This window comes from Streptomyces rubellomurinus (assembly GCF_000961885.1).
In the GTDB taxonomy this organism is placed as follows: domain Bacteria; phylum Actinomycetota; class Actinomycetes; order Streptomycetales; family Streptomycetaceae; genus Kitasatospora; species Kitasatospora rubellomurina.
In genome coordinates, this window is record NZ_JZKH01000006.1 from 72,447 (window position 1) to 84,854 (window position 12,408).

Genomic DNA, 12,408 nt, shown 5'->3' on the forward strand with positions numbered 1-12,408 from the left:
CGACCTGACGTCAGCGGACCTCGATGTCGGCGTGGTGGACCTCGTAACCTCCCTGTAGGACGGGCGCGAACGGGGCCGGGGCCATGCACGTCCCGACGACCGGCTGGTAGGGCTTGCCGGCGGCGTCCAGGGCCATGTTGCCTATGCCCCAGGAGAAGCCGAGGCGGGCTCCGGTGCGGCCGTTCCCGTTGTCACCGGTCCCGTCGCCGTCCTCGTCGGCGCTGCCCTGGTAGATGCTCAGGCCGATCCGCTCGCCGACCGTCAGGACGTCCGACCTGGTGACGGCGGCGGTCAGGGTGGCGACCGGGCCGCCGGTGGCCAGGCAGTCCACCCTGGCCTCGGCGGTGTACGTCCGCCCCTTCTCGGCGCTGTGGTGGGAGATCCTGACGGTGCCCTCGGCGTCGGTGGGCAGGCCGTGCTCCAGGCGGGTGCCCGGGAAGAGGTGCGTGTACGGGACCTGCCGGGCGTCGACGGTGAACCGGATCTCGTCCTTCGGCGCGTAGGCGTACATGATCCGGGCGGAGCCGCTGACGCTCGCCGGGCGCGGGTGCCGGCCGCCCTCCCGCGCGGGCGAGGCGGCGGCGGTGTCCGAGGCGGCAGCGCTGTCCGAGGCGGCCGAGGCCGGGGCGACGCCGACGAGCGCCGCGAGCGCCAGCGCGGCGGCGGCCGCGCTGCGGGCGGTGCGGGACGTGCGAGCGGTGCGAGCAGTACGAGCAGTGAAGCGAACGCGGAACATGGTGGACTCCCTCCTCACGGCGCCCCCGGTGGCCGCCGTCTCGATGCCCCAACCCTGGCCCCGGCAGCCCCTCCCGCACATGTGCCGATCGGCATAAAGATCGTGCCCGGCCGGCCGGGCACCCCTGCCGATCGGCAGAGGCGACCGGCCGACGACCGGCCGACGACCGGCCGACGACCGGCCGGCGAGGCGGCTAGCGGCCGGCCGGCGGGACGGCCGGCAGCGGAGCCGCCGTCACGCCGGGTCGACGGGCGTGAACGTGCCGAGCCGGTCCTCCACTGCCTGCGCGGCGGCCAGGCACTGGTCCTCCCGGAACGGTCGCCCGACCAGCTGGACGCCGACCGGCAGCCCGTCCGCGTCGAGGCCGGTCGGGACGGCCACGGCCGGCAGACCGACCAGGGTGGTCACCGAGCAGAGCCGCAGGCCGGCGGCGACCCGGTCCCGGCCGGCCTGGTCGCGGGACTCCAGCCCGGGCTCGACCGGCGGCTCGGTGAACACCGGGCCGAGCAGCAGTGGGTACTCGTCCAGGAACTCGCCCCACGCCCGCCGGACGCCCGCCCGCGCGCCGGTGAGCTTCATCAGCCCGGCCACGTCCGCCGGCGGGGCGCTGCGCATGGTGAACTCGATGTAGCGGCTGCCGGTTTCGCCGAGCAGCTCCCGCACGGCCGGCCAGGTGGGCGCGAACTCGGTGACGATGATCCGGTGGTACAGGTCCAGCGCCTCCTCGAAGCGCGGCACGTCCGGGAGTTCGCACACCTCGTGGCCCGCGTCGCGCAGGGCGTCGGCGGCCCGCGCCAGCGCGGTGCGGACGGTCGGGTGGGTGCCGAGGCCGCCCGGGTCGGCGACCAGCGCGACCTTCACCGGGCCCGCGAGCCCGGGGCCGGCGAGCGTCGAGCCCGCGAGCCCGGGGCCCGCGAGCGGAGGCCCGTACAGCGGCACCGGAAGGGCTCGCGGGTCGCGCAGGTCGGGCCCGGCCAGGACCTCGTAGGCGAGCCGGAGGTCGCCGACCGTCCGGGCCAACGGGCCGTCCGTGACGAGGAGTTGGGAGGCGATCCCGGGGTCGTCCGGGCCGAGCACGCGCTGGTCGGCGGCGAACCGGCCGCTGCTCGGGTTCAGGGCGGCCACGCCGCAGAACGAGGCCGGGAGGCGGACCGAGCCGCCGGAGTCGTTGCCGAGCCCGAGCGGGGCGAGGCCGCAGGCGACGGCCGCGCCGTCCCCGCCGCTGCTGCCGCCCGGGGTGCGGGTGGCGTCCCACGGGTTGCGGGTGTCGCCGTACAGCTCGCTGCGGGTGTGCATGCCGGACAGGATCAGGGTGGGCATGTTGCTGTGCCCGATCGGCACGGCGCCCGCGGCGCGCAGCCGGGCGACCGGGACGGCGTCGGCCCGGGCGGTCAGCCCGGCGAACCGGCGCAGGCCGAAGGTGGTCGGCACGCCCTCGATCGGGGTGGACTCCTTGACCGTGAACGGCACGCCCGCGAGCGGGCCCAGCGGCTCGCCCGCCGCGCGGCGCCGGTCGGTGTCCTCGGCGGCGGCGCGGGCGCGCTCGGCGAGGAGCTGGGTGATGGCGTTGACCTGCGGGTTGACCTCGGCGATGCGGTCCAGGTGGCTGTCGATCACCTCCACGGCCGAGACCTCGCCGGTCCGGACGGCGGCGGCGAGGGCGCCGGCGGTCCGTTGCCACAACTGCATGGGATCCTCCTCCTCGGGCTTTCCGATGCGGCTGCATCGGTACCGGAACCGAACCGTACCCGACCGTCCGATACGGTTGCATCGAATAAAATCGAGGAAAGGAGGCCGAGCATGCCCAAGCAGGTCGACCACGAGGAACGGCGCCGGCGCATCGCCGACGCCGTCTGCGGGCTCATCGACGAACGCGGCCTCGAGGCCGCCACCCTGCGCGACGTCGCCGCCCGCGCCGAGGTGTCGATGGGCGCCGTGCAGCGCTGCTTCCGCACCAAGGACGAGATGCTGCGGTTCGCGCTGCGGCACATCGGTGACCGGATCGCCGACCGGGTCCGCGCCCGCCTGCTCGCCGGCCCCGCCCAGTCCGCCGCCAGCGCCCTCGGCCACGCCGCGACGGAACTGGCGCTGCTGCGCGCGGAACACCGCGCCGAGGCCCGGATCTGGCTCGCCTTCGTCGCCCGGGCCGCCGTCGACCCCGGGCTGGCGGAGCTGCTGCGGGCCGGGTACGCGGAGCCCGAGGACCTGCTCGTCCGGCTCCTCGCGGAGGCCGGAGCGCCCGGCGCGCGCCGCGAGGCCCGTACGCTGCTCGCCCTCGCGGACGGCCTCACCGCGCACGTGCTCCTCGGACGCCTCGACGCCGAGGAAGCCGGGGAGTTGCTGCACGCGCACCTCGCGGCGCTGTGGGCGAGGACGGCCTGACCGCGCGGCCCGGCTTCGAGCTCCCGTCCGATCCGCTCCCACGGCGAGACGATCGGACATCCGGTGAAGACTGAGGGATATTCATCCGCTCACCCGCTCTCCCTATCGTTGAGGACATCGCGAACGGCCCCACCGGGGGCCGGTGTTGACCGGACGAGGGAGAGTGCGATGCGTGCGATGGTGCAGCAGGAGTTCGGCGGCCCCGAGGTGCTGCGGCTGGTGGAGGCCGAGCGCCCGAAGCCGCTCGGCGGCGAGGTGCTGGTGCGGGTGAAGGCAGCCGGGGTGAACCCGGTGGACCTGGCGGTGCGCTCGGGGGCGCTCCCGCTGCTGGGCGAGCCGGCGTTCACGGTGGGCTGGGACATCTCCGGGGTGGTCGAGGAGGCCGGGCCCGGGGCCCGCTACCGGGTGGGCGAGGAGGTGTACGGGATGCCGTTCTTCCCGCGCTCCGCCGGCGGCTACGCCGAGTACGTCGCCGCGCCCTCGCGCCAACTGGCCCGCAAGCCCGCCTCCTTGGACCACGTCCAGGCCGCCGCGCTGCCGCTGGCCGCGCTGACCGCCTGGCAGGGGCTGGTGGACCGGGCCGAGGTCGGCGAGGGGCAGCGGGTGCTCATCCACCGGGCGGCCGGCGGCGTCGGCCACTTCGCCGTGCAGATCGCCAAGGCCCGTGGCGCGTACGTGATCGCGCTCGCCAGCGAGCCCAAGCACGGCTTCCTCAAGGAGCTCGGCGCGGACGAGGTGATCGACTACCGGACCACCGACTACACCCGGGCCGTGCGGGACGTCGACGTGGTCTTCGACTCCTCCTCCGAGAACACTCGCGCCCTGGAGGTGCTGAAGCCGGGCGGGACCCTGGTGAGCATCATGGAGCACTGGAACCAGGAGCTGGCCGCCGCCGTCGAGGCCGCCGGGCGCCGGTTCGCGGGCGTCTCCGTCGAGCCCGACTACGCCGCGCTGGAGGCGATCGCCGCCCTGGTGGACGCCGGCCGGATCCGCCCGCACGTCGAGCGGACCTTCCCGCTCGCCGAGGCCGGCCGGGCGCACGAACTGGTCGGCTCCGGTAGCGTCCAGGGCAAGGTCGTACTGACCGTTGAGTGAGCAGGACGGGACGGCAGGGGGCGGACGTTGGACATCCTGACCGAGGCACTGGCCTCGATGCGGACGGCACACCCGGCATCCGTGCGCACCGAGGGCCGGGCGCCCTGGGGCCTGCGCCTGCCCCCGGTGGTCGGGGCCGTGTTCCACGTGGTGCTGTACGGCACCTGCTGGCTGGTCCCGGCGGACCGGTCCACCGGCGGCGAGCCCGTCCCGCTCAGCCCAGGTGACGTGGTGTTCCTGCGGGACGGCCGCGGCCACGTCCTGGCCGACCGCCCGGACACCCCGGCGGTGGACGCCGAGGCCTGCCGGGTCGACCGCGGCTCGCCGATCGGCACCGTCTCGCTCGGCGGCGACGGCGCCCGGACCAGCCTGCTGTGCGGCAGCTACCACCTCGACCAGGGCCGCCCGCACCCGATGGTCCGCCAGCTGCCGGCCCTGATCCACCTGCCGACCCGGCACGGCCGTCACCCCGAACTCGCCGCCGCCGTCCAGCTGTTGGGCGCGGAGCTGGAGAACCCGCGGATCGGCTCGGCCGGAATCGTGCCGGCGCTGATCGACTCGCTGCTGCTGTACATCCTCCGGGCCTGGTTCGAGGACCAGCCCGCGGCGACCGCCGCGGGCTGGGCGGCGGCGATCCGGGACACGGGCGTCGCCCCCGCCCTGGCGGCGATCCACGAGGCGCCGGCCACCCCGTGGACGGTGGAGTCGCTGGCGGACCGGGCCGGCCTGTCCCGGGCCGCCTTCGCCCGCCGGTTCACCTCGCTGGTCGGCGAGCCGCCGATGGCGTACCTGACCCGCTGGCGGATGACCACCGCCGCCCGGCTGCTCCGCGAGTCGGAGGCGCCGCTCACGGCGGTGGCCACCCAGGCCGGGTACGGCTCGGAGTACGCCTTCGCGAAGGCGTTCAAGCGGGAGTTCGGACAGGCCCCCGGCGGCTACCGCCGGGAGGCGCGGGCGGCGTGAGCCGAACCCGCGGGCGGCGTGAGCCGAACCCGCGGGCGGCCGCCGCGGGCCGCCGGTCTGGGGCGGCGTCCAGGTCCTACCCGCGCACGCCGATGCCCTCCACCGGGCGGGCGCGCAGGACGAGCCGGGTCGGCACCAGGACGGCCGTCAGCCCGACCAGCGCTGTCAGCGCGACGACCCCCAGGTACAGCGGCACCGGGACGTACGGCACCGGCGAGCCGGTCAGCCCGAGGCTGATCGTCGCCAGCGGCAGCAGCGGCACCGCCGTACCCACCGCCACCGCGATCGCCACCACCACCCCCGCCTCCACCCGCATCATCCGCACCACCTGCTCCCGCGAGGCCCCCACCAGCCGCAGCAGCGCGAACTCCCGCACCCGGCCCAGCGTCGCCAGCACCAGCGTGTTCGCCACCGAGACGGCGAGGTAGCCGAACACCAGCGCCAGCGGCAGGGCGCTGGTCAGCACGGACGCGAACGCCTGTTCCTGCTGCGCCGCCGACAGGCCGCCCGCGTCCAGCACCTCCAGGCCCGGGTAGCGGCCGGCCAGGCTGCGCAACTCCGCGGCCAGCCGGCGCTCGTCGGCGCCGGGGGCGGCGCCGACGAACACCGCGTCCTCGACCTGGCGGGTGCTGTGCGCGAACAGCACGTCCTGGGGGAGCGTCACCTCGCCGAAGCCCAGGCCGCGCCCGTACAACGCGACCACGACCGGGCGCAGTTCGGCGCCGTCCGGCAGGTGCAGGCGGACCCGGCCGCCGAGGTGCGCGCCGAGCGTGGCGGCCGCGCCGGTGCCGAGGGCCACCGTGTCGTCGCCGCGCAGGGCGGTGAGCGATCCCGCCGTCACGTCCAGGTCGAGGGTGGCCGGTGACGGTGGCGAACTGAGGCCCTGCGCCTGGTACGTGAAGACCTCCGGTGAGCCCAGCACCTCCCGTGAGGCGTGCACCTCGACCCGGACCACGCCCGTCGCGCCCGCCACCCCCGGCAGGGCGGCCGCCTCCCCGACCACCCCGGGCGGCGGCCCGCCCGGACCGCCCTGCAGCGTGAAGTCGGCGACCACGCCCGCCGCGGCCTGCTCCCGGGCCGCCGCGGCGGTCGTCGTCGGGATGCCCAGCTGGATCAGGGCGAAGCCGATCGCCAGCGCCAACGGGCCGATGGCCGAAGCCAGTTGACGGGAGTCCGCGCGGACGTTGGCGACCGCCAGCCGGCCGTGCGGCCCCGTCCACCGGCGCACCGGCGCGGCCAGCAGGCGGCTCGCCGCACCGGCCAGCGGCGGCGCCAGCAGCAGGACCGCGACCACCATGACCAGCCCGCCGGTGCCCGCGCCCGCCACGGCCAACACGCCGTCGAAGAGCAGGGGGAGCAGCGCGGCCGCGACGCCCAGCAGGAACAGCAGCGCGCCGCAGACCGTACGGGCACGGCGCGGTCGCGCCGGGGCCGCACGGGCCTCGGTGAGCGCCTCCACCGGCCGGACGGCGACCGCTCGGCGCGCCACCCCGAGCACCGCCACCTCGGCCGCCAGTACGGACGCGAGGACGGCCACCAGCGGTGGCAGCGGCCCGTACGAGAGCGCGAAGTCCCCCGGCACCACGCCGGCCAGGGCCAGCCCCTTCACCAGGCCCCCGGCGACCAGCACCCCCGGCAGGCAGCCGAGCAGCGCCGCCGCCAGCGACACCACCAGGACCTCGGCCGCCAGCAGCCGGTAGACCTGACGCGGGGTCGCCGCGACCGCCCGCAGCAGCGCCAGCTCGCGGCGGCGCTGGTGCCCGTCCAGGGCCAGGGTGCTCGCCACCACGATCATCGCGATCAGCACGACGGTCGCGCCGAGCGAAGCCGCCGACTCCACCAGGCCGGAACGGGCGGAGGCGACGTCGGGGAACTCCACCCGGCTGCGGTCGCCGCCCAGGTACGTCACGGCGCCGGACCCGGCCAGGCGGCGGTCGAGCCGGTCCGCCAGCGCGCCGGGGTCGGTGCCCGGTTCGGGCAGGACGCCGACCGCGTCGACCCGGCCCGGGTGGGCGTAGAGCGCCGCCGCCTCGGCGTCGCAGAAGAACACCGCCGGGGAGCGTGGCGGCCGACCGTCCGGGGTGCGCAGCGCGGCCACGCCGGTGACCAGGTACTCGCGGGCCTCCCGGGTCGCCGCCACGCGCACCCGGCGCCCGGGCTCCGCGTGCGCGCGATCGGCGAGCGCGGCGTCCAGCACCACCTCGCCCGGCCGCTCCGGCGCCCGGCCCCGGGTCAGCTCGTACGGGCCCAGCGGCGCGCCGGACCAGTTGTGGCCGGACGACGGCCGTTCGCCGTTCGTCCGCTCGCTGTTCGTCGCGTCGAGCCCGCCGTCCGGGGCCACGAGTCGGGCCGGGAAGGTGATGTCCGGCAGTGCTCGGCGCACACCCTCGACGGCGGCCACCTCGGCCACCACCCGGTCGTCCAGCGGCGCCGGTCGGGACAGCGGCTTCACCTTCGTCTTCCCGGCGGTGACCGAGAAGGACTGCCGGCCGCCGACCACCACCGGCGCCCGGGCGTAGCGCTGCGCGTCGACGCCGCCGCCGACCAGGCCCGACTGCAGCAGCACGCCGAAGGCGGTGAGCAGCATCGAGGAGCCGAGCAGGGCGACGAACGCGGCGACGAGGCCGGCCTTGCGCTCGCGCAGGGTCATGCGGGCGAGCTGGAAGATCATCGGGTCACCTGGTCCGTGGTCACGTCGGAGGGCGGTCGGTCGGCGGCTCGCGCGGCCGCACCGGAAGTCGGCCGGGTCGACTTCCCGTGCGGGGCGAAGCAGGGCGAAGGGGGTGTTCGGCGGCGGCCCGGCCGTGGCCGGGCCGGCTCAGGCCGGCGGGGCCGTCGCGGACCGTGCGGTGGGTGCGCGGGAAGTCGGCGGGTTCGACTTCCCGGGCGGCGGTAGCGTCCGGTCGCCGCCCGCCGGCTCACCACTCCTCCAGCCGGGTCATCCGGGCCGCCACCCGGTCCGGCGTGGGCGCGTCCATCGCCTCCGCGAACGCGCCGTCCGCGAGGAAGACCACGCGCTGGGCGTAAGAGGCGGCGACCGGGTCGTGGGTCACCATGACGACGGTGTCGCCGTCGCGCTCCACCACCTCCCGCAGCAGGCCCAGCACCTGTCGGCCGGTGCGACTGTCGAGCGCGCCGGTCGGTTCGTCGGCGAAGACCACCTCGGGCCGGGTGATCAGCGCCCGGGCGATCGCGACCCGCTGCTGCTGGCCGCCGGACAGCTGCGCCGGGCGGTGCCGCAGCCGGTCGGCCAGGCCGACCCGCCGGGCGACCGCCGCCAGCCGCGCCGGGTCGGGCGTGCGCCCGGCGAGCAGCAGCGGGAGGGTGATGTTCTCCGCCACCGTCAGGGAGTTCAGCAGGTTGTACGCCTGGAAGACGAAGCCGATCCTCTCCCGGCGCAGCATGGTCAGCCGCGCCTCGTCGAGCGTCGCCAGGTCGGTGCCGCCGAGGCGGACCGTGCCGGACGTCGGCCGGTCCAGGCCGGCCGCGCAGTGCAGGAAGGTGCTCTTGCCCGCGCCGGAGGGCCCCATCACCGCGGTGAAGGTGCCGCGGGCGAAGGCGACGGAGAGGTCGCGCAGGGCGACCACCTCGCCCGCGCCCCGCCCGTACGTCCGTCCGACCGCCCGCAGCTCCACCGCCGGCCCCGGCCCCGCTCCACCGGTCTCGCCGTGCGCCATCGCCCGTTCCCCTTCCCGTCGTCGCGACCAGCCCGGCTGACGCTAGGCGCGCGGCCCGGGCCGGGGACACGGTGTGCACTGGAGTTCCGAGGTGCAGAGAACTGCACCCACCGGAGGCGCCGGAGCGCGGTGGTAGCGTGGGCCGAAACGGGCAGCTGGGGGGCGGAGTTGGACGGCGGTCTCCGGCCGGCGGGTCTCCGGCCGGCGCGGGCGGACACCTGGCAGGAGTGCACCCGCCGCTTCGCCCGTGCGCTGGCCTACCTGCTCGCCACCGGCGGCACCGCGCTGCTCGCCCTCCTCGGTCTGTACGCCCTGCTGGCCGTGTTCGTGCTGAGCCTGGTCGGCCCCGGGCTGGTGCTGCTGCCGCCCGCGCTCGACCGGCTCCGGCGGGCCGCCGACGCCCACCGGCGGCGCGCGGGGCGGTGGTTGGGCCACGAGATCCCGTCCGCCTACCGCGCGGCGGAGGGGAAGGCCCTGGTCCGGGCGCAGGCCATGCTCACCGACCGGGCCACCTACACCGACCTGCTGTGGCTGCTCGCGCACGCCCTGCTCGGCACGCTCGGCGCCGCCCTGGCCCTCACCCTGTGCGTGGGGTCGGTCAGTTGGCTGACCGTCCCGCTCTGGTGGCAGGTCGTGCCGCGGCCCCCGCAGCTCGGCGTCTGGGAGATCGACTCCTGGTGGGCGGTGCTCGCCGCGGTGCCGGTCGGCCTGGCGTACGGAGCGCTCGCCGGCTGGCTGCTGCCCTGGTGCGCCCAGCTGCACGCGCTGACCACCCGGGCCCTGCTCCAGCCGCGCCGCCGCCGCACCTCGCTGGCCCGGCGGGTCGAGGAGCTGACCGTCACCCGGGCCGAGGCCCTGGAGGCGCACGCCGCCGAACTGCGCCGGATCGAACGGGACTTGCACGACGGCGCGCAGGCCGGCCTGGTGTCCGTCTCGTTGCGGCTGGCCCTGATGAAGCGCATGCTCACCGACAGCCCCGAGCGCCTGCCCGCCATGATCGACCAGGCGCACGAGGCCGCCGAGCAGGCCGTGCAGTCGCTGCGGACGGCCGTCCGCTCGATCCACCCGCCGGTGCTCGCCGACCGCGGCCTCGCCGACGCGGCCCGCGCGCTGGTCGCGGCCTGCCAGATCCCCACCGAACTGGACGTCGAGGACACCGCCGGGGGTGCCCGGCCGCCCGTCGCCGTGGAGGCCGCCGCGTACTTCGTGCTCTCCGAGGCGCTGACCAACGTCGCCAAGCACAGCGGCGCCGGCAGCAGCCAGGTGCGGCTGCGCACCACCCGCACCGCGATCCACATCCGCGTGCGGGACGACGGGCGGGGCGGGGCCGCGCCCGGCGAGGGCAGCGGGATCCGCGGCATCCAGCGCCGGGTGGCCGCCTTCGACGGCGTCACCGAGTTGCACAGCCCGCCCGGAGGGCCGACCCTGCTACGCGTGGAGCTGCCGTGCGGATCCTGATCGCCGAGGACAACGCCCTGCTGAGGGAAGGGATTTCGCTGCTGCTGACCAGTGTCGGCCACGAGGTCTGCGCGGCCGTCGAGGACGGCGACGCCCTGCTGCCCGCCCTGCTCCGGCACCGCCCCGACGTTGCCGTCCTGGACGTCCGGCTGCCGCCCGGCTTCCGCGACGAGGGGCTGCGGGCCGCGGTCGAGGCCCGGCGGCAGGTCCCGGACCTTCCGGTGCTGATGCTGTCCCAGTACGTCGAGCACGGGTACGCCGCCCAGCTGCTCGCGGACGGCGCCCACGGCGTCGGCTACCTGCTCAAGGACCGGGTCGGCCGGGTCGAGGAGTTCCTGGCGGCGCTGGAGCGCGTGGCGGGCGGCGGGGTCGCCATGGACCCGGAGGTGATCTCCCAGCTGATGGTGCGCCGGGTGCGCAACGATCCGCTGGCGGCGCTCAGTTCGCGCGAGCGCGAGGTGCTCGCGCTGATGGCGGAGGGGCATGGCAACGGGGCCATCGGCGCGCTGCTGTTCATCGCGGAGACCTCGGTGAACAAGCACATCGGGAACATCTTCGGCAAGCTCGGGCTGCCCGCCGCGGACGGCGGCCACCGGCGGGTCCGCGCAGTGCTGACGTACCTCAACTCGGTGGGCTGACACGGAGGATCGCTGAGGCGGGGGACCGAGGTGCAGAGAACTGCACCTCGGGACGGCAGCACGCTCGACTGCGGGCGGCGGGCGCACGGGGCTAGCGTCGGCGGTGGGCCGATCGGCTCGCATTCCCGCAGGCGAACAGGAGACGTCATGTCCGGATGGCAGCCCCCGAAGGAACGACCGCTGTGGCCCTGGGTGTTGCTGGTCGTCGTGGTGGTGGGCGTCTGCGTCAACGTGACGCTCAGCCTGATGTAGCCCGGACGCAGCACCTGCCCGGTGCGGAATCCCGTTGCCGGGGGGTGGGCGGCCCGGCGAGGATCGGGGCGTGTCCGCCGACCAGAGCACCGCACTGACGCCGTACCCGAAGGTCCCCGCCAGGGGGCGCCCCGACGCGCCCGGCAGCCGGGAGTGGATCGCCGCCGAGAAGGTGCACGGCGCGCACTTCGCGGTCGTGTGCGAGCCCGGCGGCGCCGTCCGCGCGGCCAAGCGGCGTGAACTGCTCGGTGACGAAGGGCTGGACGGCTTCTTCGGCGTCAGCCGGATCTGGCCCCGGCTCGCCGTCGCCGCCGCCCGCCTCGCCGAAGTCGTGCGCGACTCGGCCGGCGGCTGGGGCGGCGCGACGGTCACCGTGTACGGCGAGCTCGCCGGCGGCCGCTACCCGCACCCCGAGGTGCCCGCCGAGGACGGCGTCGACCCGGTGCAGACCGGCGTCTGGTACGCGCCGGGCCTGCACTGGCTGCCGTTCGACGCCACCGTCGACACCGCCGGAGGCCGCTGGTGGATCTCCGACCGCGCGCTGCGCGCCGCCACCGCCGCCGCCGGGCTCACCGGCGTTCCGCTGCTCGGCCGCGGCCCGCTCACCACCCTGCAACAGCTGCCGGTCGCCTACCCCAGCCGCGTCCCGGCGCTGCTCGGGCTGCCCGACCTGCCGGACAACCACGCCGAGGGCTACGTCCTCAAACCGGCCGGGGAATGGCGCGAGACGGGCGCCGCCGGGGCCGCCGCCCGTCCGCTCCTCAAGGTCAAGCAGCGGGCCTTCGCCGAGGACGACCGCTACGACGGCGCCCGCCCGTACCTCGTCCCGCCCCGGGGCGCGGCCGGTGTGCCCGGCTGGCTGCTGGCCCGGGCCTGCGCCCTGCTCACCCCCGCCCGCGCGGCCGCCGCCGTCAGCAAGCTCGGGCCGCGCACCCCGCTCGACGCCGTCGCCGCCGAGATCGCGGCGGACGCGGCGGCGGAGCTCGCCGACGCGCTCGGCGGGCTCGACACCGGCGCGGAAGCCGCCCTGCGGCGCGCCCTCGGGCCGGGCGCGCGCTCGCTCGCCGCCTTCGACGCCGAGGACCGGGGGCGCCACTGACCGCGGCGATGTGCCTCCGGAGAATTTCTCGAAAGAATTCCGCCGGTTCGTGTCGAGGAACCGGGCCCGGCTCCGTCTCCTGGATGACGGCACGCCAACGGGGCGCGC

10 protein-coding genes are annotated in these 12,408 nt (G+C 76.4%); 6 read left to right on the forward strand and 4 right to left on the reverse strand.

Annotated features, from left to right (window positions below):
- Positions 1-10: 10 nt before the first annotated feature.
- Both VM95_RS05040 and VM95_RS05045 read right to left on the reverse strand, forming a co-directional pair.
- Complete coding sequence (locus VM95_RS05040; protein ID WP_052707150.1) at positions 11-736, reverse strand: hypothetical protein; 726 nt, start codon at positions 734-736, stop codon at positions 11-13.
- Positions 737-970: 234 nt separating this feature from the next.
- A complete protein-coding gene (locus VM95_RS05045) occupies positions 971-2,425 on the reverse strand; it encodes an amidase (RefSeq protein ID WP_045692799.1) in 1,455 nt (484 codons plus the stop codon).
- Positions 2,426-2,536: 111 nt separating this feature from the next.
- On the opposite strand from VM95_RS05045, the gene VM95_RS05050 reads away from it, so the two are divergent.
- The 3 genes from VM95_RS05050 to VM95_RS05060 all read left to right on the forward strand — a co-directional run bounded on the left by VM95_RS05050 (position 2,537) and on the right by VM95_RS05060 (position 5,176).
- Positions 2,537-3,118 (forward strand): TetR/AcrR family transcriptional regulator, encoded by a 582-nt coding sequence (locus tag VM95_RS05050; RefSeq protein WP_045692800.1) that lies wholly within the window; start codon positions 2,537-2,539, stop codon positions 3,116-3,118.
- A 168-nt stretch (positions 3,119-3,286) separates the two neighbouring features.
- A complete protein-coding gene (locus VM95_RS05055) occupies positions 3,287-4,213 on the forward strand; it encodes an NADP-dependent oxidoreductase (protein WP_045692801.1) in 927 nt (308 codons plus the stop codon).
- Positions 4,214-4,240: 27 nt separating this feature from the next.
- Positions 4,241-5,176 carry an AraC family transcriptional regulator gene (locus VM95_RS05060; RefSeq protein WP_045692802.1) on the forward strand — a complete coding sequence of 312 codons (936 nt, stop codon included), beginning with the start codon at positions 4,241-4,243 and terminating at the stop codon, positions 5,174-5,176.
- Between the two features lie 76 nt (positions 5,177-5,252).
- On the opposite strand, the gene VM95_RS43560 is transcribed toward VM95_RS05060, so the two are convergent.
- Together VM95_RS43560 and VM95_RS05070 are read right to left on the reverse strand one after the other, a co-directional pair.
- Positions 5,253-7,847: an FtsX-like permease family protein gene (locus VM95_RS43560; protein WP_045692803.1), complete on the reverse strand. Its 2,595-nt coding sequence runs from the start codon at positions 7,845-7,847 to the stop codon at positions 5,253-5,255.
- A gap of 247 nt (positions 7,848-8,094) precedes the next feature.
- Entirely contained in the window at positions 8,095-8,853 is a 759-nt protein-coding gene (locus VM95_RS05070) for an ABC transporter ATP-binding protein (RefSeq protein ID WP_045692804.1), read from the reverse strand.
- A gap of 168 nt (positions 8,854-9,021) precedes the next feature.
- On the opposite strand from VM95_RS05070, the gene VM95_RS05075 reads away from it, so the two are divergent.
- The 3 genes from VM95_RS05075 (at position 9,022) to VM95_RS05085 (ending at position 12,300) form a co-directional block, all read left to right on the forward strand.
- Positions 9,022-10,311: a sensor histidine kinase gene (locus tag VM95_RS05075; protein WP_045692805.1), complete on the forward strand. Its 1,290-nt coding sequence runs from the start codon at positions 9,022-9,024 to the stop codon at positions 10,309-10,311.
- Positions 10,299-10,949 carry a response regulator transcription factor gene (locus tag VM95_RS05080; protein WP_045692806.1) on the forward strand — a complete coding sequence of 217 codons (651 nt, stop codon included), beginning with the start codon at positions 10,299-10,301 and terminating at the stop codon, positions 10,947-10,949. Before VM95_RS05075 ends, VM95_RS05080 begins: the two co-directional genes overlap by 13 nt.
- Positions 10,950-11,271: 322 nt before the next feature.
- A complete protein-coding gene (locus VM95_RS05085) occupies positions 11,272-12,300 on the forward strand; it encodes an RNA ligase family protein (protein ID WP_045692807.1) in 1,029 nt (342 codons plus the stop codon).
- The last annotated feature ends 108 nt before the right edge of the window (positions 12,301-12,408 follow it).